This is a genomic window from Parabacteroides sp. PM6-13 (genome assembly GCF_029892605.1).
GTDB lineage: Bacteria > Bacteroidota > Bacteroidia > Bacteroidales > Tannerellaceae > QVMG01.
Map to the genome: position 1 here is coordinate 48,469 of NZ_JARXWF010000017.1, position 20,551 is coordinate 69,019.

16 protein-coding genes are annotated in these 20,551 nt (G+C 47.7%); 5 read left to right on the plus strand and 11 right to left on the minus strand.

Features of this window, described 5'->3' with window-relative positions:
* Window positions 1–25: 25 nt before the first annotated feature.
* From M2134_RS14185 to M2134_RS14200, 4 genes are read right to left on the minus strand one after another with little or no spacing between them, the layout of a single operon-like run.
* Window positions 26–718 carry a YjjG family noncanonical pyrimidine nucleotidase gene (locus M2134_RS14185; RefSeq protein WP_280752198.1) on the minus strand — a complete coding sequence of 231 codons (693 nt, stop codon included), beginning with the start codon at window positions 716–718 and terminating at the stop codon, window positions 26–28.
* Complete coding sequence (locus M2134_RS14190; RefSeq protein WP_348525047.1) at window positions 718–1,593, minus strand: hypothetical protein; 876 nt, start codon at window positions 1,591–1,593, stop codon at window positions 718–720. The genes M2134_RS14185 and M2134_RS14190 overlap by 1 nt, the downstream gene beginning before the upstream one ends.
* Window positions 1,594–1,638: 45 nt before the next feature.
* Window positions 1,639–2,334 carry a 16S rRNA (cytidine(1402)-2'-O)-methyltransferase gene (gene rsmI / locus M2134_RS14195; protein WP_280752200.1) on the minus strand — a complete coding sequence of 232 codons (696 nt, stop codon included), beginning with the start codon at window positions 2,332–2,334 and terminating at the stop codon, window positions 1,639–1,641.
* A 42-nt stretch (window positions 2,335–2,376) separates the two neighbouring features.
* Entirely contained in the window at window positions 2,377–3,033 is a 657-nt protein-coding gene (locus M2134_RS14200; protein ID WP_280752201.1) for a hypothetical protein, read from the minus strand.
* Window positions 3,034–3,155: 122 nt separating this feature from the next.
* Between M2134_RS14200 and M2134_RS14205 the strand changes: the two genes are divergently transcribed.
* The 4 genes from M2134_RS14205 to M2134_RS14220 all read left to right on the plus strand — a co-directional run bounded on the left by M2134_RS14205 (window position 3,156) and on the right by M2134_RS14220 (window position 10,750).
* On the plus strand, window positions 3,156–3,749 hold the full coding sequence (locus M2134_RS14205) for an RNA polymerase sigma-70 factor (RefSeq protein WP_280752214.1): 594 nt from the start codon (window positions 3,156–3,158) through the stop codon (window positions 3,747–3,749).
* Between the two features lie 66 nt (window positions 3,750–3,815).
* Window positions 3,816–4,853, plus strand: coding sequence for a FecR domain-containing protein (locus M2134_RS14210; RefSeq protein ID WP_280752202.1), 1,038 nt, complete (start codon window positions 3,816–3,818; stop codon window positions 4,851–4,853).
* Between the two features lie 350 nt (window positions 4,854–5,203).
* On the plus strand, window positions 5,204–8,704 hold the full coding sequence (locus tag M2134_RS14215) for a TonB-dependent receptor (RefSeq protein ID WP_280752203.1): 3,501 nt from the start codon (window positions 5,204–5,206) through the stop codon (window positions 8,702–8,704).
* Between the two features lie 12 nt (window positions 8,705–8,716).
* The gene (locus M2134_RS14220) at window positions 8,717–10,750 is read left to right on the plus strand and encodes a RagB/SusD family nutrient uptake outer membrane protein (RefSeq protein WP_280752204.1); all 2,034 of its coding nucleotides are present in this window, start codon (window positions 8,717–8,719) and stop codon (window positions 10,748–10,750) included.
* 67 nt (window positions 10,751–10,817) lie between these two features.
* Here the strand turns inward: M2134_RS14220 and M2134_RS14225 are convergent, their stop codons facing one another.
* The 7 genes from M2134_RS14225 to M2134_RS14255 form a co-directional block, all read right to left on the minus strand.
* The gene (locus tag M2134_RS14225) at window positions 10,818–11,849 is read right to left on the minus strand and encodes a hypothetical protein (protein ID WP_280752205.1); all 1,032 of its coding nucleotides are present in this window, start codon (window positions 11,847–11,849) and stop codon (window positions 10,818–10,820) included.
* 9 nt (window positions 11,850–11,858) lie between these two features.
* Window positions 11,859–13,373, minus strand: coding sequence for a helicase HerA-like domain-containing protein (locus M2134_RS14230; protein ID WP_280752206.1), 1,515 nt, complete (start codon window positions 13,371–13,373; stop codon window positions 11,859–11,861).
* A gap of 158 nt (window positions 13,374–13,531) precedes the next feature.
* Window positions 13,532–15,862 (minus strand): TonB-dependent receptor, encoded by a 2,331-nt coding sequence (locus tag M2134_RS14235; protein ID WP_280752208.1) that lies wholly within the window; start codon window positions 15,860–15,862, stop codon window positions 13,532–13,534.
* 62 nt (window positions 15,863–15,924) lie between these two features.
* Complete coding sequence (locus M2134_RS14240; protein WP_280752209.1) at window positions 15,925–16,218, minus strand: transcriptional regulator; 294 nt, start codon at window positions 16,216–16,218, stop codon at window positions 15,925–15,927.
* Entirely contained in the window at window positions 16,211–16,810 is a 600-nt protein-coding gene (locus M2134_RS14245; protein ID WP_348525048.1) for a hypothetical protein, read from the minus strand. The genes M2134_RS14240 and M2134_RS14245 overlap by 8 nt, the downstream gene beginning before the upstream one ends.
* A gap of 61 nt (window positions 16,811–16,871) precedes the next feature.
* Window positions 16,872–19,262, minus strand: a complete 2,391-nt coding sequence (locus M2134_RS14250) for an outer membrane beta-barrel family protein (RefSeq protein WP_280752210.1) — start codon at window positions 19,260–19,262, stop codon at window positions 16,872–16,874.
* Between the two features lie 12 nt (window positions 19,263–19,274).
* Window positions 19,275–19,694 (minus strand): DUF2141 domain-containing protein, encoded by a 420-nt coding sequence (locus tag M2134_RS14255; protein ID WP_280752211.1) that lies wholly within the window; start codon window positions 19,692–19,694, stop codon window positions 19,275–19,277.
* Window positions 19,695–20,091: 397 nt separating this feature from the next.
* On the opposite strand from M2134_RS14255, the gene M2134_RS14260 reads away from it, so the two are divergent.
* Complete coding sequence (locus tag M2134_RS14260) at window positions 20,092–20,328, plus strand: hypothetical protein (RefSeq protein ID WP_280752212.1); 237 nt, start codon at window positions 20,092–20,094, stop codon at window positions 20,326–20,328.
* Window positions 20,329–20,551: the final 223 nt, after the last annotated feature.

Here is a 20,551-nt window from a genome sequence, read left to right on the forward strand (position 1 = left end):
ACATCAAGGGTTCTTTATTTATAGCTCACAGGATATTTTCTACCTCTTTCAGGGAAGAGACAGTAAAGGTGGGTTGAAAGCCATGAGGTGAAAGTCCCCCAGGATTCAGCCAAAGCTGATCGATCCGGGCATTATGCGCGCCTACGATATCCGCCTCCCAGCTGTCGCCGATCATCAGACTCTCCTGTCGACGCGAATTGGTATTACGCAAAGCAAAATCGAATATTTCTTTATGAGGTTTTTGTATCCCCGCGTCTTCAGACAGGATCATCCGCTCGATATAGGGAGCCAGACCGGAATTTTCCAACTTCTTGAATTGCACCTCCCGGAATCCATTCGACAGGATAAACAGGCGATAAGCCGGGCGGAGATACTCCAGGAGTTCTATCGATCCCGGAATAAGCCGTGTACGGGTGGTGGTTCGCTCCAGAAAATCCCGGTTAATGGTCAACACTTGTTCCCGGTCGTCAATGCCCATCGGCTGAAGCACATAATGAAAGCGTTCGTAAATAAGGGTTTGGCGATCGATCTTATGTTCCCGGTAAAGCGCCCAGAGGTTTTCATTATTGGGCATATAGGAGGCATAGAAAGCCTCGAAGGAGGCATAATGCCGATCCCAATGGTAATCGACATATAGCTCTTCGAGGCACTCTTTATTGTTATGGTACGTATCCCAAAGGGTATCGTCCAGATCAATGAATAGGCTTTTGTATCTCATCAACTCACCTGAATCACCAAATACTTGCCCAGACTCCAGAACAATTCTTCATTCGTAATAACAAATGTCAGGTTACCCTCTTCGTCTTTCTGTAATTCCCATGTTCCATCCGGATGATTGGAGCGCAATTTGGCTTTTCCGGCAAACAGCGGAATCTGTTTCACCTCACGGATATCAATGGAGATAAAATAATCGCGGTTGAAATCTTCTTCCAGCGCTTTCGATTTGGAGAAGAGTCCACCACCGGTCAGGATGTTCTGATCTTTCAGTTCTTTGGATGTTCCGAAGCAATAATAAGCCGTATGGAGCTCACGATCCTGCTGATTCAAGGCTTCTGTCTGCAAAGCGGTCGTAGTGGCCAACACCTCCACGTCTTCATTCAACGCGGCAACCATCTCATCCAGTTCCTGGATGCGCACATTCTTTTTCGCCAGGTCTTCCTGCAATGAGGTGATCATGATTGTTTTCTGATCCATTTCGGCATTCAGGCGTTCGATCGAACGACGCAATGAGGCTGAGTTCACGTTGCTGTTCTTCAGCTTTGCCTCCAGTTCACTGATCTGCTGTTTGTTTTTCTTCAGCGTTTCAGTGATCATCTGCATATTTTGCTTTATCTGCTCCCGTTTGCTTTGAGTCATTTCCGTATCCGATTGGCTTTGCACCGTCAGGTAGTTTTCGGCTTCACGAATAGATAGAATATCCTCTTCCACGTCGTTAAGGATGGCCAGCATTTCATTCAATTCTGTCGCATTACGCGTGCTTTCGATCTTCAACGAATCGTTCTCTGCTTTCATTTGTTTGTACTCCTTAGAGTTTTGAACACATGAAGCCATAAAGATCAGTGTACTGAAACAAATTACAAAAACTTTTTTCATATGATTACAATTTAGTTTGCGCCTTGTAACAGGCGTTTTGATTAATTATTCATCTTGTTTTTCTTTCTTCGGATCGTGTCCGCTCACTATAAGAACAAATTCTCCCCTTGGTTCGTTCACAGAAAAGTGAGCAATCAGCTCTTGCAGGCTTCCCCGAACTGTTTCTTCAAACTTTTTGGTCAGCTCCCGAGAGACAGAGGCTCTTCGCTCCTCGCCCATCACTTCCGCCAGCTGGGTCAGGGTTTTCACAATGCGGTAAGGCGATTCGTAGAACACCAACGTACGCGGCTCGGTTGCCAGCGACTTCAACAGGGTCTGGCGTCCCTTCTTAACCGGCAGGAAGCCAATGAATGTGAAAGCGTCGCACGGTAGTCCGCTATTCACCAGCGCCGGCACAAAAGCCGTAGGGCCAGGCAAACATTCCACGTCGACCCCCTGTTGCACACAGGCGCGCACCAACAGAAAGCCCGGATCAGAAATAGCCGGTGTACCGGCATCCGACACAAGCGCGACCATCTCTCCTCCCCGGATGCGCTCAGCGATCATCTCTACCGTTTTATGTTCGTTGAATTTATGGTGAGACATCATTTTGTTCTCAATCTCATAATGCTTCAGGAGAAAAGCCGTCGTGCGCGTATCTTCCGCCAGGATAAGATCCGCCTCACGAAGCACCCGGATAGCCCGGAATGTCATATCTTCCAGGTTCCCGATCGGGGTAGGTACAATAATTAGTTTAGACACCTTTGTTGTTGTGCTTATTAATATATCTGGTTCATCGTCGGGTTATAAAAACCGCTTCTCAATAAAAGAAAGAAACTCTGCTACCACCGGAGCGTCTACATCCCACATGAGCTGTTCCTGCAGATAAACGACAGAATCCTCATAAGTCTGTAGATTGTTTAGATCAGCAATAGCCTGGTTCATTTTCAACTCGTCACTACCAAAAAGCTCACGACGAAAACGAAAATGATCATTCAAACTGAATGCCTTCTTCAGGTCTGCCAGATTCTTTTTCCCCAATAAATCGTTTAGCGAAACAGCCGCACGCTCTTTTTCCGCCTCTTCATGTTTGTCCACCGGCGTGACTTCCTCATCATGCATCACTTCCTCATCAGAAGGGAAAACATAGGGTTCTGCCACCGCCTCCGGCTCATGTAGCTCTTCCGCTGCTTCTTCTACGACCGGAGCTTCCTCTTCGGGCTGCGCGGTTGGCGTAAGGATAGATTGCATACGCGAACGATGCACCTCCATCTGGTGGCTAAGCATTTCGAGCTGTTCCGCCTCCAGATTATGCAAGTCGTTTAGTATCTTATGAGCTATTTCGAAAGACTGGCTGAAAAAAGAGACAGGATAGACCTCCGCTTCACGCATCCCTGCTACTTTTTTTTCTAATTCACGAATATCCAACAGCAGATAATCAATTCTTACCTTATTTGCCATACCTAATTGTTTTTATAGACTGTATAAAATTAGTTATCTCTGGTCTTCGCAACAAAAGTACATTATTTCTCCTTATGATATCTTAATTAACCATTTTTTTGGCGGTGTTATCTGTTAGCCTTATATTTGTTTTTCAACAAAGATTCAACCCTGTGCGAGAGGTGTACTTACTTGAACAATTAAAACGAGGTGATAAGCAAGCGTTTACCGACCTATTTCAACGCTACTACAAAGACCTGGTACTGTTTGGAGGAGAAATCCTGCATGACCGGGTTGCTTGTGAAGATATTGTTCAATCCATCTTCTTAAAACTATGGAACGAAAGAGAAAACCTTTCCATAGAAACTTCCCTGAAAGCTTTTTTATTGCGATCCGTCCGCAACGCCTGCATCGATGAGATACGTCATGGGCAGGTAAAATATGAGCATGCGGATTATGTGCTCAACCACCATGCGCTCTTCGAAATGGATACGGAACATTATATATTGTATTCCGACCTGCAGCAGCACCTGGCGGAGGCCCTGGAGAAAATGCCTAAAGAATACCGGGAAGCATTCGAGATGCATCGTTTTGAATCGTTAAAATACAAAGAGATTGCAGGACGTCTTCAGGTCTCGGAACGAACGGTCGAAGTACGTATAAGCAAAGCTATTCAGTTCCTGAAAGGCGAATTGAAAGACTTTTTGTTTCTATTGTTATTATTGGGAATTGATTAAAATATGTTATTCCGGATGTGGTAAACCACCCGGAAAACGTCATGTATATAGATGAAAACAGGCAGGATGGAAAAAGATCAAATAGATATACTTATTCTGAGGTTTCTGGAAAAGAAAGCAACCCCGGAAGAGTGTGGCATACTGGAAAGCTGGATTGAAGAAAATGCGGACAACCGTCGTTATTTTCAACAAACCAGTAATCTATGGCATGCCTATAATCCGGCATTGGATCCGGATCTGATCGACCCTGCCCGAGCGGAAGCAAAAGTAATCCGGCAAATCCATAAAACAGGCTCCTCTAAAAATATATGGTTCTACTGGCAGCGCATAGCCGCCATATTGTTTATTCCTTTATTATTCTTGTCGGCCTATCTGTTTTATGACAAATGGAATGATCCGCTGTATGAATCTTTCCAGGAGGTAACCGCTCCTTACGGCATGATTTCGCAGGTGAATCTGCCGGACGATTCAAAGGTGTGGCTCAACGGAGGGAGTACACTGAAATATCCGCTTCGTTTCCGGGCAGGCAAGAGAAATGTATCGCTCACGGGAGAGGGCTATTTTGAAGTAGAAGCCGACAGGAATAAACCTTTTACGGTAGAGACGCCCTATAATAAAGTGGTTGCCACCGGAACAGCATTCAATGTCAACGCCTATGAAAGCGATCAGTTTACGTCGATTACTCTGGCAAATGGGAAGGTCGATGTATGGCTGGAAGGCAAACCAGCGATTGCAATGAAGCCGGGCGATCAATTCAGCCTCAACAAAGAAAACAACCAATACACCGTTACGCAAACCGATCCCTATAAATGGTATGCCTGGAAAGACGGATTGATGATCTTCCGCGATGATCCGTTAGGGTATGTATTCAAACGGCTTGAGCAAACCTTCAACGTAGAGATCGTTGTCAAGGAATCGGGAATTGAGGAGGCACCCTATCGCGCCACGTTTGAAGAGGAATCACTCAATGAGATCCTGCGTTTGTTGGAACTGTCGGCTCCAATCCGCTTTTTCTACCTGGAGAGGGAGAAGAACGATGATGGCTTGTTTGGAAAACAACAAATTGAAGTAGGAAGAAAAGAGGCCAAAAAAGCAGGGAAATAGTCGGCTATATAACCTGTTTTCATCTAATAAAAGAAAAAAAATCACATTTTCGATGTGGTTTTTTTTTGCCGAAACGTCATTTATATAGTAACGAGATTCTAATACATGTATAAACTTTAAATCATGATGCCTATGAAGTAAACCGGTTCGTATCACTACTATCAGTACCCGTTTACCGCCAATCTCCATATAACGAAAAAGGAAAGGTGTGCGAGACCTTCCCTTTTTAATGTTTAGCGGTAAAAAGTTTTCAGTAAACCTTATTGTCTTACTAAACAAACAAATGTATGAATTTTCATAAGTATAAAAAAATACAACGACATTATTTTGTCACAAAAGTGTTTCATATTATGCGCTTATCCATTCTTTTTCTAATACTGGGAATCACCATAGCTACGGGATCGAATATGTATTCCCAAACAACAACGCTAAATCTTCGCTTGGAAAATGTATCCATCGAAGAAGTGATCAACAACATTGAAGAACAAAGCGATTTTCGTTTTCTCTACAACAAACGGATGGTCGACGTGGAGCGTAAAGTCTCCATCGCCGCGGAAGGCGAAACCATCTCGGCTATTCTCGACAACCTCGTCGAACAGGCCGATATCTCCTACACAGTCAGCGACCGGCATATTGTATTGAATAAGAAAGGGGCGTTCGCTCCCGATCTTTCATTCCCACAACAGGGGCAGACAAGAGTTACCGGCGTCATTGTCGACAGAATGGGCGAACCTGTTATCGGAGCCAATGTCGTAGAGAAAGGCACTTCAAACGGTGTAGTGACCGACATAGATGGGAATTTCTCTATCCTGGTTCCCGATGAGACGACCCTGCTTATCTCCTATATTGGTTTTAAGAACCTGGAAATCAAAGCCAACCCGAATGCTCCGATGAAGATCGTATTGGAAGAAGACAACCAAATGCTCGACGAGGTAGTGATCGTAGGGTTTGGTACGCAGAAGAAGGTAAACCTGACAGGAGCCGTTGGCGTATTGACCGGCGAAGAGATTATGGAACGTCCCGTATCGAATGCGACACAGGCTTTGCAGGGATTGGTGCCGGGTCTTAACATCGACGTAACCAACGGTAGCTTAGAGAGCCGCCCAAGCATCAATGTACGTGGAACAACCACCATCGGAGAAGGCACCAGTGGCGACCCACTGATCCTGATCGACGGCATGGAAGGTGAGCTGCATAGCATCAATCCGCAGGACATTGCCAATATCTCTATCCTGAAAGATGCTGCTGCCTCCTCTATTTACGGATCACGCGCTCCATTCGGGGTGATCTTAATTACCACCAAAAGCGGGGGTACGGATGGAAAAACAACCATCAACTACAACAACAGCTTCCGCACAGGAAATCCGATCAACAAGAAACACATGATGAATTCCGTACAGTTTGCCACTTGGATCAATGATGCCCTAACTAATCGTGGGAAAGCAGTGCGTTTCAACGAAAGCTATATGGATCGGTTGATCACCTGGCAAAACGCAACACCTTACGCACCGGGACAACGTATCACCTCCGACGGAACCATCGTCTATTCACTGGAAGCACAACCCAGCGGACAGTGGCTCGGCGGATTCTCGACCGGTGCGGACGATGTGGACTATTATGATGAAGTCTACAAAGACTGGACCTTCTCACAGGAACATAATGTAAGCGCCAGCGGAGGAAACAAGAAATTCAACTACTATGCCTCAGGTAGCTTCTTTGGTCAGGACGGACTTATCCGTTTGGGTGAAGAGTCATTGCAGCGCTTTACCGCCACGACCAAGATCAGCTCCGAATTAACCAACTGGTTGCGCATGAATATGAACGTACGTTTTACACGCGAAGACTATGTTCGTCCCTCTGCCCTGACCGATAATTTATATAACGTCCTGGCTTCGAAAGCCTGGCCGATCCTGCCTCTATACGACCGTAACGGACATTATTATTATAGTGATGATACGCAGGTAGCAGCCCTTGCCGAAGGTGGTTCCGACAAAAAACAGACCGACCATATTTATTTTCAGACAGGCTTTGTGATCGAACCGGTGAAGAACTGGCTGACCCATGTTGACTTCAACTACCGCATCAAATCGGCAAACCGCCACTGGGATAGTCATATGCTTATGAACCACGATATCAACGAGAGTCCTTATATCCGTAAGACCAGCTCAAACGTGCATGAGGACTTCCTGAGAGAAAACTATTACAATTTCAATGTACGTACCGAATACTCCTTGACATTGGCAGACAACCATAACCTGCACGCCTTGGGAGGTTTTCAGGCAGAAAACCTGAAACAGACAGCGTTCGGCTTGCAACGCAATGGCATTATGATCACATCCAAACCGGAGGTGGACTTAACAAACGGATTGGATATTAACGGCAACCCGATCACTCCGTCTGTAAATGGCGCACGCAACGAATGGGCTACCGCCGGATTCTTCGGACGACTCAACTACGATTACATGGGTAAGTATCTGTTGGAAGTAAATGTGCGCGCGGACGGTTCGTCCCGTTTCCGCAAAGGGAACCAATGGAAAACATTCCCTTCGGCCTCTATCGGTTGGAACATCGCCCGCGAAAGCTTCTTTGAATCGCTGCAAGGAACGGTTGACCAGTTGAAACTTCGTGCCTCTTACGGTACGTTAGGCAACCAGAATACCACCAACTGGTATCAAACATTCCAGACACTGACAGCCACTTCGGCTAATGGTTCCTGGTTGCAAGGAGGACAGAAGACCAACACGGCCTATGCACCGGGACTCGTTTCCGAATCGCTCACCTGGGAGACCATCGAAAGTTATAATATCGGGCTCGATTGGGGTTTGTTCCGTAATCGCCTCTCCGGTTCTTTCGATTACTATGTACGTAATACGAACAATATGGTGGGAGCGGCTCCTGCACTACCCGCTCTATTGGGAACAGATGTGCCTAAAACCAACAATACCGACTTGCAAACGAAAGGTTGGGAGTTAACGCTTCAGTGGAAAGATGCTTTGAAAAACGGACTTTCTTACTCAGCTAAGTTATTGCTTTCCGACTCTCAATCTAAGATTGTGCGCTATCCGAACAACCCGACCAACTATATCTGGACCTATCTCGAAGGACGTCCGATGAACGAGATCTGGGGTTTTGAAACATTAGGTCTGGCAAGAACCGACGAAGAGATGCAGGCTCATTTAGCCACCTTGCCGAATGGCGGACAGGATGCCTACGGCTCGGACTGGAAGGCTGGTGACATCATGTATAAAGACCTGAACGGAGATGGAAAGATTTCAAAAGGGAGTGAAACATTGAACGACCCAGGCGACCGCACCGTTATCGGGAACAGCACACCGCGTTACCGCTTTGGTATCGACCTGAATGCCTCGTGGAAAGGATTTGATATGCGTATCTTCTTCCAGGGTGTGATGAAACGCGACTTCTGGCAGGGTAGTGTCTATATGTTTGGTTTTACCGACAGTGGATTATGGAGCGCCGCCGGTATTACCGGAGTCGACGATTACTTCCGTAACGAAGACACCTGGTCGGTTCAGGAGGGCTATCGCCAGGCTAACCTCGATGCTTACCTGCCCCGTCCGATGGAGGCGAACAAGAACACACAGGCGCAGTCGCGCTATCTGCAGGATGCCTCCTATATCCGTCTGAAGAATCTGCAGATCGGTTACACCCTACCCTCCTCTCTTACCACCAAGTTTGCCATGCAGAAGGTGCGCCTCTTCGTGTCGGGAGAAAACCTCTGGACAGGCACAAAACTTGTGAAACAGTTCGACCCGGAAACAATCGGAACCCGTAACGGGAACGGATACCCCTTATCGATGACTTTATCCGGTGGTTTAAGTATAACCTTTTAATACGACGAAACGATGAAATTGAATATGAATATAATTAAGACGGCATTGGCTGTCATGATAATGAGTGGCACATTCATTTCCTGCGATGACTTTTTGGACAAAGAACCCCCTTCCTATATCGTACCGGAAGACTATTACCGTTCGGAAGACCAGGTGCAAGCCTGTGTGAATGCTCTTTATACCGATGTGTTGCCATCCCACGGAGGAAGCTATGGCACGTTCCAAACGGATGGACATACCGATAACCAGGCTTTCACAGGAGCCAGCACCCGCTACGCTTCCGGACAATGGAAGGTAGGTATCGACAATGGTAACTGGTCTTGGGGAACTATCCGCAATATTAATTATCAGTTGAATACGATTCTGGGGCGTTACGAAAACAAAGAGATCACAGGGTCGGATAAGAACATCCGCCATTATATCGGTGAATTGTATTTCCTACGCGCCTATCGTTACTTCACATTGTTGCAACAATGGGGCGACCTGCCGATTGTGAAAGAGGCGTATCCCGATAATGAAGAGATATTGATTGCTGCCAATAAGCGTATGCCCCGCAACGAAGTGGCCCGCTTTATCCTGGAGGATCTCGATACGGCGATCAGCTATATGAGTGATAACTTCGACGCACGCCGTACCCGGATATCTCCGGATGCTGCTCAGTTGGTGAAGTCGCGCGTGGCTTTGTTCGAAGGATCCTGGCTGACCAATTTCAAAGGCACTCCTTTTGTACCGAATGGCGAAGGATGGCCGGGAAAAGCAAAAGAGTATAATGCCAATTATCAATACCCATCGGGCGATATCGACAATGAAGCGAAATACTTCTTCACCGTGGCTGTAGAAGCAGCTGAGAAGGTAGCGGAAAAATACAAAGGCGACCTGGTGAAAAATACCGGTACGATTCCTCAATCGGCTTCCGATCCGGAGAACCCTTATTTCAAACTGTTCGGTAACATCGACATGTCGGGCTTCAAAGAGGTGCTTCTGTGGAGAGAATATGACCGTGGACTGGGTATTCAGAACCATGTGGAGACTTCGGTCAACCGGGGTAATATGGGTATCGGGGTGACGCGTAGCTTGGTGGAAGGATTCCTGATGGCCGACGGCAAACCGGTTTATGCAGCGCACGATGGCTTTAGCTACAACGACGAAACATTGACCACTGTTCGCACCAACCGGGATCCGCGCTTGACGATCTTCCTGAAAGAACCCGGACAGGTGAATGTTTACAAGAACATGGACGACCGCATTGGGGATATGTTCGTGGAGATCGAACCGACACCGGATATTACCAACGGAGCAAGCGACCGTGTCTACACCACCGGATATACCCTGCGCAAAGGAGGTACATTCGACAAAGCCTTGGCCGGAAATCATAAAGGATATACCGCTTCCATTACCTTCCGGGCGACAGAGGCCTTATTGAACTATATGGAGGCACAGTATATGCTCTCCGGAAACATAGGCGCCGGAAAAATCCTGGAATATTGGAAGATCATTCGCGCATGCGCCGGATTTAGCGGAACAGCCCTGGATCCGAACGTGACCATCGCCGCGACGGAAATAGAAAAAGAGAAGCTGGACTGGGGTGCCTACACCGCCGGACGTTTATTGACCGACCCGGTATTGTATAATATTCGTCGCGAGCGCCGCTCGGAACTGATGGCAGAAGGACTGCGCTGGATGGATTTGATTCGCTGGCGTTCCTTGGATCAGATGACTACCGTGCGTTATCATATTGAAGGATTCCACCTGTGGAATACCCCTATGCAGGATTGGTATAAATTCACGGCGACAGATTACAATGGTAGTTCATCAGCTAAAGTATCCAGCCCGGAACTGAGCGAATACCTACGTCCGTATGAAAAGAATATGACCTCGGGTAATTTATACAAAGACGGGTATACCTGGTCGATGGCGCATTACCTGGAACCGATGCCAATCAGACAGTTCCTGTTGACCTCTTCGGATCATGAAACAATCGAATTGTCACCATTGTACCAAAACCCCTACTGGCCGACAACAGCCGACCAGGCAGCGGAGAAATAAGTAACTCTAAAATCACGTTTGTAAAAGGCCATTCCCGCTTGTTGGGGATGGCCTTTTTATATTTCTATTATTCTTCCAACAGCTGCCGAATGGCAGCCCGTTCATCGTCGGTGGTGGCTTTTTCCAGGACGATTTGTAGGGCTTCACGGGCGGCTTCACGGGCAAGGGGTTGTCCGTTTTGGTAGGCGGTGGTGAGTAAAGGGAGGGCGTCGGGCGCTCCGGTGGTTGCCAAGGCAGTGTAGTAGAGGTGTTTTTTATTTTCTCCGGCCAGGATCATGCGCCGAGTTACTGCGTCAAAGCGGGTGGCAGGATCCTGTACATCCAATGAGGCCATAACCGCCTGCTGCAAATAGGGAATAGCATCCTCTTCGGCTGATTCCAGCATGCCAGCAAGCAGGGTGAAGTCTTTTGCTGAAACAACATCTTTCAAAGCGACGAGAGCCGCCTTCCGCACGGCCGGGGAGGCAGACTTAAGCTGATCGAACACCGTATGCACATTGGCATTTGCCCTGCGCTCAGCCAGGAGCTCCAGGCCGGCTATCTTCCCGGCGTCAGCTGCTTGTGGGATCGCACGCGCTACTGCCCGGTCGATATCTCCCGGAAAGGTAGATAGTGCCTTTTGTGCAATGGTTACCTCTTCATTGTCGGGACTACTGAGCATACCACTCAACACACCTATGAAATCGGGATGGCCGATCGCAGTCATCGCTTGGGCAGCAGCCTCTTTCACGTGGTTATCGGGTGTTTTCAACTGATTGGCCAAGACCTGCGTGCCCGGTAGGTCGAACTTGATCTCCAGGCGCTGCAGTTTCTCTTTTTTCTCCAGATCGGCGGCTTCTTGGGTTATCCATTGTAGAATATCCGTTTTCACCTCCGGTTTGGCTTTTATCATGGCTTTATAGACATCGATATACATCGGTGTGTCCGCATAAGGCGATGCCGCTTCGAATGCGGTCGCACGCTGCGTGCGATCCGGACTCTTCAAGGCAGCGAGCAATTGCTTGGTAGCCGCTGCCTCAGCCTTATTCTGTGCATATACGCTTGCGAAAGTTCCCGGCAACAACAGAAACAACAACAAATAGAAATAACGGATATTCATAATGCCTGATTACTTCTTACCGCCAAAGATGCCTCCCAATACCCCACGCACGATTTCGCGTCCGAGCTGGTTGCCTATATTGCGGGTCACACTTCGCTGGGTCTGTTTGGCTATGTTGCCAAAGATCTCTCCGAAAATGCTGGTTTCTGCCGGCTGTGCCTTTTTGCTCTTTGAGGCTTTCTGAGCCATCTTCACCTCTTCTTCTTGTTGTTGCTCTGCCATTCGTTGAGAGGCTTGCTGCCGGAGCACTTCGTAGGCCGATTCGCGGTCGATCAGATTTTCATACTTCCCATAGAAGATAGAACTCTGAATCATCGACGTCCGCTCCTGAGCAGTTAACGGACCGATCTGGCTTTGCGGAGGTAAGACAAAAGCCCTTTCAACAGGCATAGGACTCCCTTTAGGATCTAAGAAAGAGACCAAGGCTTCGCCTACCGCCAATTCGGTAATCACCTTTTCGGTATTTAGAGCAGGATTGATACGGAAGGTCTGTGCAGCTACCTTAACAGCCTTTTGATCTGCCGGAGTAAAGGCCCTCAGCGCATGCTGCACCCTGTTTCCTAATTGACCAAGAATCGTATCCGGTATATCACTCGGACTCTGCGTAACAAAATAGAGCCCCACCCCTTTCGATCGGATCAGTCGGGCTATCTGCGTTATCTTTTCAACCACCACCTTAGGCGTGTCTGTGAATAAGAGATGCGCCTCATCGAAAAAGAGGACGAGCTTAGGTCGGTCGAGATCGCCCACTTCCGGGAGCGATTCATATAATTCGGAAAGCAACCAAAGTAAAAGAGAAGAGTAGATCTTAGGCGAGTTGATCAGGCGATCAGCCGTGAGGATATTCAACACGCCTTTCCCTGAGAAATCTCGCTGAAAGAGGTTATTGATATCAAAAGCGGGTTCCCCGAATAGTTTGTCCGCACCTTCGTCTTCGAGCTGTAAGAGCGCGCGTTGTATCGCTCCGATGGAAGCGGTAGAGATGTTTCCGTAATCCGGCGTAAAGGTGGCCCTGTTCTCACCTACGAACTTTATCATCTCCTTGAGGTCTTTCAAATCGACTAACAAAAGCCCGTTGGTATCCGCAATCTTAAAAACGATCGACAGTACACCAGTCTGAATATCGTTCAGCCCCAACAGGCGGGATAATAAGACCGGCCCCATTTCGGAGATAGTCGTGCGGAATGGATGGCCGCTTTCACCGTAAAGGTCCCAAAAACAAACTGGGAATCCCTGGTACTGGAAACCTTTCTCGCCAAGCGAGAACTCTTCGACCCGCTTGGATACATGTTTATTGTCTGGTGTGCCCGCCTTGGAGATGCCTGAAACATCCCCTTTGATGTCGGTAATAAAGACCGGTATGCCCAATTGGCTGAATGTCTCGGATAACACCTGGAGAGAAACGGTTTTCCCTGTTCCGGTAGCTCCCGCGATTAACCCATGGCGATTAGCCATTTTAGGGATTAAAAATAGTGAATCACTCTCCGCCTGGGCAATATATGCCAAATTATCAAGATCTTTCATATTTGTATATTCTATAGGGCAAAGATAGTGAAAGTTGAAAGCAGAGCCAAACTTGTTTGAGCTTTGCTGAGACGCATCCTATCTTATGGAAAGATAATGATAAACACAAAAGAGCCAAGAGCATCAAGCGATTCATTTATCGCAATAGACTTAGGGGCTTAGAAGGCAATCGATATTTCCGCACCTACCTGCAGGGGTTTGCCCAATTGCATAAAAGCGCTGTTTTGGTTGTTGGTGCTTTTCGATTCCACATAGAAGGTGGCGTAGTCGGTATCCAACAGGTTGCGTCCCCAGAGGCTGAGATTGACAATGCCTTTGCGCACGCCCACCTTGGCATTCAACAAGCCATAGAATGTCTGTGTCACATCGTTCTGCTCAGTCCAGAAAATTTTTCCCGCGCCATTGTATTGAGCCGATGCGGTCAACTGATCGATCCAGCTATTGCGAAGCAACTTGTTGTACTGCAGGCCAAGGCTGAGGGTATGACGCGGCGTATAGGGAATAAACTTGCCAGCGTAGTCATTTATGCCGTCGTTGTAGTCTTTGAAGGTCGCGTGGGTGTATCCATAGTTGACATCAGCAGAGAGATCTTCAAAGAGCTGGGCGCGAAGCGACAATTCCACCCCATAGCTTTCCGCCTTTCCGGCGTTGGTCAGGACACGGCCGCTACCACTTTCAACGAATTTGGTCAGTTGAAGATCCTTGATATCCATATAGAAAAGGGTAGCTTCGGCATGAAGGCGGTTTTCTATCAGTTCGCTGCGAATACCTAATTCATAGTTCCAACTCTTCTCCGGCTTATAAGACATCACCTCTTCCAACGGAGCAGGCGTTTCCACCGGCAAGGTAATATTCATGTGCATCTCTTGAAACTTCTGATTGAAGGCATTCATCATATCATACTTCATGTGATCCTTCATGATATCGGCTGACATCTGCACATTATAGCCTCCGGTTTTATATCCTTTGGCCACAGAGAGGTAGGTAAAGGTAGAGGGGGTGCATTCGTATTTCAGCGATACCTTGGGCAATACCTGCCAGAAATCCTGCGATACCTGCTCGTCGATCACCGTCTCGTCGTACCAACTGCTGAGATCGATTGCCGGACTGGGACCGGGCATCTTTCCCGACAGCATCATCTTACCGTTGCTACGGTAGGTCATTTCCTGCTTTTCATAATCGAGACGCAGACCGGCAGTCAATGAAAGGCCGGGCGTAAACAGGTTATTGATCGTAGATTGGTGGAACAAAGCGGTTCCGTAAGAGGGTGTCTCAAAGCTTCCGGGGATATATAATTCATCGCCGGTCACGTTTAACGCGATGGGCGCTTTGATTTCATCAAATATGCTCTGAAACATTTGCATACCATCCTTCTTAAAGGTGACAGGCCCTTCGGTATTCAATTGGTTATAGAAGCCATACAGTCCGAATGACCATTGCCAATTGCCGGTATGATTGCTCTTAATCGCGATCTCTTCGCTCCAGGCACGTTGCAGTTGTCGTTGGTTGAGGGTAAATACAGAGGTGGTGTCGTAGTCCTGATCCATGCGCATATCATCTTTCATCCATTGGAATCCGGTGGTGCTTGTCAGTAATATCCGGTCGGTTTTGTATTCCAGTTGCAGGTGGTTAGCCAATGTATTGCGCTTGTATGAGCTTGGATCATTCAACATAACGGGGGCAGTCTTCCCGGTTTCTTTGTTGTATTTTCCATACGGGAAGGCGCCCTGATCGGCATAGTCGTAGGAAAAGGTATAGGCAGCGGTCAGACGGGGCGTGATGCGCCAGTCAAATTTTAGTCGGCCACCTGCCGATTCTTCTCCATCGGCCTTCTTGCCGGTGTATTCATTGGTGAAGAATCCATCGTTGCGGTCGTAGTAAGCGCTGACCGAGAGGCCGGTTGTTTCGCTTAGTTTGTTGTAATGCGATGCTTTTACCTTCAGTTGACCATAGTTGCCGGCAGAAACCGACAACTTCGTGCCCTGGAAATCGAAAGGCGATAGGGTGTAGATATTGACAATCCCCCCCATCGCGTTTCTTCCGTAGAGCGTACCCTGTGGACCGCGCATTACTTCGATACGTTGGATATCGGCAAATTCAAAGTCAAACGTGCTCTTGTCCAGGTAAGGAATATTATCGACATACAATCCAACCGACTGTCCACTGCTGCGCGCACCGATGCCTCGGATGTAGATAGCAGAGGTCATTTTGGAACCATAGTCGGGAATATATAGATTGGGTACGAACGCGCTGATATCTTTCAAGGCGTCGATCTGTCGTCCGTTGATCAGTTGCGGAGAAAGAATAGAAACCGAACCGGGCAGTTTGCGTAGGTTATTCGTCTCTTTGGTCGACGAGGTAACTACGATGGCATCCAGGTTGTATGTCTTGATGGTGTCATTCTCGTGAGGAATCTCTTTCTCCGCACGCAAAAACGGGGTGGCCAGTAAGGCCAGGCATAGGAGCATGCCAGCTTTTCTCTTTCTCATTGCAGTATTTATTTTTCGCCTGCAAAGGAAAGGAAAAAGAGCCGAACGGGCAATCACTACATCTAGTGATTTTGTATGTCGATATAACTCTTCAATGCTTCGATGTATTTCTCGAAAGCATGTATGCCTTTGAACGTTACTTTGCAGATGGTCTGCGGTCGTTTCCCTTTGAAAGTTTTCCGGACATCGATATATCCCGCCTGTTGCAATTTATCGATCTGCACGCTCAGGTTCCCGGCCGTCGCGTTTGTCTTCTCTTTCAAGTAGACAAAGTCGGCCTCTTCCGCAGAGATCAGAATAGACATAACCGCCAGTCGGAGCTCCGAAAGCAATAAGGGATCTAATTCTTTAAACATTTCTTTTGCGGGATTTATAGTTTAGATAATGCCCGGGAATAATCATCATAACCAGAAAGATAAGGGAGAAAATAAGCATCTGCAGCGTATAGGGCATCCGTACCACCAGAATGGAAGAAAGCAGCATGCCCAACACACCGGCAATCACCAACGGACGGAAATTGATCACCAGCCCGGTCAGTGTCGTTCCGATTCCCATAATCAACACAATGAAAAAGAGGATCGGCAACCGGTATACAATCGAAATAACCGACAATAAAAAACCGGTGATGCCTAATACAGTCCAGATATAATTGATCACCTTATCGACATAGGTAATGACCCGTGGCTTTTTACTTCTTTTTTTGAGGTGAATCATTGTCATGATACTTCCGCAAACGGGCAACAGAAACCAAAGCCATTGCCATTGATAACTCCCCGTTCTCATCAACATTTCCCGTACCAACATCGTCACAATCACGGTCGTGTATCCCCATATCAGAAACATGGTGCCACTCCCCTCTTCCATCCGCTCCTGCGTGTTGCGGATCATGCGGGATATCAACTCTAAGCTCTCTTTCTCGTTTAACTGTCTGTCTTGCATCTCTTCCATAATGTGCTGAATTTGTGTATAAAAATACTGGTTTATTATTGATTTGTCTTATTATTATCTCTTATTTCATTTCCGAAGCCTTCTCCATGCGGCTTTTCTCGGTGTCTGAGGCTCCTTCTACTGTCCGTTTCCGGAATGTTTTCCCCGATTGAAAATTGTATTGCAGGGATAGTTTCACCGCCCGGGCATTATAAGCATCCAACACCCTGCTTTCCGAAGAATAATTCTCCATACGCGCGAAATAGGCGCCGCGGGTGTCGAACAGGTTCTGTACGCCCAGTGAGACATTCAACCGGTTGCCGAACAATTTCTTTTTTACCTGCGCGTGCACCAGATGCCGCGGTTCAATGCCGGAATTGGCCGAATACAAACGGCTGGTGCCGCTATAGATCAGTTCCAGATAGAAGGCGGCCGGCAGGGTGAGTGTACTCGTCGCGTTGATGAAATAGAGGTAGTGGCTCATGGTCTTATCTGTTTTTACACCTCGTATATCCTGCTTTACGCCGACCAGGTTCGCATTTACCGACAACCAATCGGTGAAACGAAACGGACAACTCACCGCCACAAAGTAGTGATTCTCCATATAATGATTCTCCGGGATCACATATTTCACTTTCGGATCAACCGGGTCGCTCTTCGTCACCTCGCGGATCAGGCCGCGGTGCATATTGCCTCCGACGGTCAACGTGTAGCGATACTGATAGACCGCTGTCAGGCTGAAGCGGTTGATATAGGTGGGACGCAATAATGGATTACCGATGATATAGGAATAATCGGAATACTGGATCCGGTTGGAGTTCAGGTGCCAGAAATTAGGGCGTTCTATATTGCGTGCATATTGCCCGACCAGGAGGAATGCCTGCATGGCATTGAAGGCGTAGGTCAGGTTCAGGTTCGGGAAAATATCGATATAGGTCTTGTCGAATGTTCCCTTGCCTGTCGTATGCGTGTACTCGCCACGCAATCCGGCCAAGGCACTCAGACGCCCGATCTTGAAGGCGAATGTACCATAAACCGCCCCTATGTTTTCCACATAATCCAGGGCGTAGTTATAGTTGTCGAGTGGTCGCCACTGCCCGTTGTACTGCCCTTCGTAGAACGCCCGGTTGGTGATCCGGTTGCGGGTGTACCTGGCACCTGTGGTGAACCGCATCCCCTTTCGCAATTCTTTCTGGAACAGGAGATCGGTGGTGAATATGCGGTAGTCGGAGGATGACTGGTTGCGGTAGAGTGAATCGAGCGTTCCGTAAGGGGTGTCATACACGGAATGGAAATGATTCTCCCCAGTGACTTTCCGGTTTGTGTAGTCGGCTATGAATTTCAAGACTGAGCCAATCGTGTCGATCTTATGGATATAATTGAACGTCGCCGAGAGATTTCGGTTCTTGTCCTCTTGTCGATTCTGGCTGGTGCTATGAATGGGAATCCCTTCTATCCGGCCTGTCGTTTCGGAATAAGAGGGTGTCTTCTCCCGGCCCGATCCATATTCCACTTCTGCTCCGAGGCTGTTGCGGTGGCCTATCTCATAGATACTGCCCAGGCGCCCCATCACCCGGGAGGGTTTCCCATCCATATGAGATTCGGATCGGAAGAAGGGGGCTTCGCTTTCCGGAGTGAAACGCTCATCGATCATCTCTCCTTTGTTTTTGGAGGTGATAAGCCCTGTGGCCGAAGCGTGGAGTGTCCATTTCCCTACCAACGCATTCACGGTGGCCGAAGGGCGATAATTCCCGTAGTATTTCCCCTGGGTTGTTTGCATCATCGCATTACCGGTTACCCCATTCTCCAACTGGCGGCGCAGGATAATCCGGATCACGCCGCCTTTAGAATCGGCGCTGTATTCCGCCCCCGCTTGGGGAATCACCTCGACACGAGCGATATCCGACGAGCGGTAGTTGCGCAGGTAGTCGGCCAGTTCGGCGGAGGTCAGTTTTAGTTCCCGTTCGTTGATAAACACCTTGGTGCCCGCCGATCCGTTGATGGAGATGCCTTTGTCGTCCACCCATACGCCGGGCGCCTGTTGCAACACTTCGGCAGCATCTTTATTCATAAATGAGGGAACGTGGTCGCCCACCAGCATCACAAACCGGTCGGCTTCGCGGGTGATGGGCGAAGCGGTCACCACAACGGCATTCAGGTTGAAATGCGCCTCTTCCATGCGGAAAGAGCCCAGGTCTGCATCGCCTGACGCCAGCTTGATCTCTCGTTCAAGCGGCTGGTAGGCGATGTTTTGCACCTTCATCATGTACAATCCCTCTTCGACCGTCAGGGTGAAGCGTCCCAGGGTGTCTGTGATCGTGGCTGCTTTCTGGTAGCCATCCTGAAGGAATACGACTGTCGCGTAATCGACTGGTTCGCCATTTCCGTTTACGATCACCCCCGAACGCTCTTGCGCGGAGGCAAACAGCGCGAAGCAAGACAATATACCTATATATAAATAAGTAGGTCTCATCGTCGTATCGGGTTAGAGCCCCATCATTTCTTTGACGTTGATAAGCTTGATCGTCAGTTTGTTTTCGCCTTCCCGAATCAGGTGTTTCTCTTTGGAGTAGCATGGTTCGACAGGCACTTTGTGTTCCTCGTCCATTTCTAATTGAAAATTCCCATTCAAATCCTGGAAAGCGGAAATGTCGACTTTGCCTACAGGCACATTTTTCAAGACGCAGGTTACCGCTTCTTTGTCGCTAACCGCCACCATCTCATACGTGCTCTTTTGAGGATCTTCCGAGCTCTTGATAGCGATCAACACCTGCCCTTTTGCCTCTTTTATTCCTTTCACTTCCACCGTCAGGGTGGTTGTCTCTTCCGCGTTCTGTGCCTGGGCTGCAAGGCCTACCAACAGGACACACACCATAGAGATTCCTTTGATTATCAGATTTTTCATTTGTTTAATTCTTTTAAGATGATACACTCTTTTATTGTTTCAAATCGATTTGATGATGCAAATATAAATTTGTTTATGTTATAAACCTAACTATATTATAAATTTTTCTGCAAAATAATTCATCATACTCCAAACAGCCTATGAGAGCGCCCCTATAGGGCACCCCTACCGAAACGGTATCATTCACTCAAAAAACATCAAAAATCAAGGGAACCCAATTTGACAATTTGTCAAAAACGACCGAGAAATTTTCCGAAAACGTAGGGGTATTTAAAATTAGTCCCGCGAGTAACACTTTTTAACGTATCATATTGCGAAACAAAATAGCCTTTTTGCTTACATTTTGTCAAAATGGTGTTTAACGATATGAAAGACGCAAAAGAGGGTTCATCCGGTTATGCATATTTTTACAATAGAATCAAATCGAAACAGATTGAGAAGGTGGGCGGGTCTTCGAATTGGAGAAAAGTGGAAGGAGAAAGGAGAAAGAAGAAAGGAAATAGGAATCGAAGATCGCTTAGCCGAAGGCGCAGAGCAAATAGGAAAGGTTGGCACAGATGCTATCGGGCTTTTTCTTCAAATCGGAGAAGATGTGAAGATTTTAGAAAGCCCGAAAGGGCTTCAACTTGGATAACCCCGTGCAAACCGTAGGTGCAGCTCGGGGTTGAAGTAATACCTATATAATGAGCTCCGTAGGAGGTCAACTATTGAGCCCCTACGGAGCTCGTTTTTATTCTACTCTCGTCCCCCGAGCTGCGCCTGGCGGCTTGCACGGGGTTGTACTAAATCCCGCCGAAGCGGGATCGTTTGTTATTTCATATATTGCGTTGAAATAAACACCACTTCAAATCAACGCG

Bases quoted from the DNA above. Each gene is read 5' to 3' on its own strand.
- M2134_RS14200 (WP_280752201.1), bottom strand. From the start codon at position 3,033: ATGGCAAATAAGGTAAGAATTGATTATCTGCTGTTGGATATTCGTGAA.
- M2134_RS14220 (WP_280752204.1), top strand. From the start codon at position 8,717: ATGAAATTGAATATGAATATAATTAAGACGGCATTGGCTGTCATGATA.
- M2134_RS14215 (WP_280752203.1), top strand. From the start codon at position 5,204: ATGCGCTTATCCATTCTTTTTCTAATACTGGGAATCACCATAGCTACG.
- M2134_RS14250 (WP_280752210.1), bottom strand. From the start codon at position 19,262: ATGAGACCTACTTATTTATATATAGGTATATTGTCTTGCTTCGCGCTG.
- M2134_RS14185 (WP_280752198.1), bottom strand. From the start codon at position 718: ATGAGATACAAAAGCCTATTCATTGATCTGGACGATACCCTTTGGGAT.
- M2134_RS14240 (WP_280752209.1), bottom strand. From the start codon at position 16,218: ATGTTTAAAGAATTAGATCCCTTATTGCTTTCGGAGCTCCGACTGGCG.
- M2134_RS14255 (WP_280752211.1), bottom strand. From the start codon at position 19,694: ATGAAAAATCTGATAATCAAAGGAATCTCTATGGTGTGTGTCCTGTTG.
- M2134_RS14225 (WP_280752205.1), bottom strand. From the start codon at position 11,849: ATGAATATCCGTTATTTCTATTTGTTGTTGTTTCTGTTGTTGCCGGGA.
- M2134_RS14190 (WP_348525047.1), bottom strand. From the start codon at position 1,593: ATGAAAAAAGTTTTTGTAATTTGTTTCAGTACACTGATCTTTATGGCT.
- M2134_RS14245 (WP_348525048.1), bottom strand. From the start codon at position 16,810: ATGGAAGAGATGCAAGACAGACAGTTAAACGAGAAAGAGAGCTTAGAG.
- M2134_RS14235 (WP_280752208.1), bottom strand. From the start codon at position 15,862: ATGAGAAAGAGAAAAGCTGGCATGCTCCTATGCCTGGCCTTACTGGCC.
- M2134_RS14230 (WP_280752206.1), bottom strand. From the start codon at position 13,373: ATGAAAGATCTTGATAATTTGGCATATATTGCCCAGGCGGAGAGTGAT.
- M2134_RS14260 (WP_280752212.1), top strand. From the start codon at position 20,092: ATGCATATTTTTACAATAGAATCAAATCGAAACAGATTGAGAAGGTGG.
- M2134_RS14210 (WP_280752202.1), top strand. From the start codon at position 3,816: ATGGAAAAAGATCAAATAGATATACTTATTCTGAGGTTTCTGGAAAAG.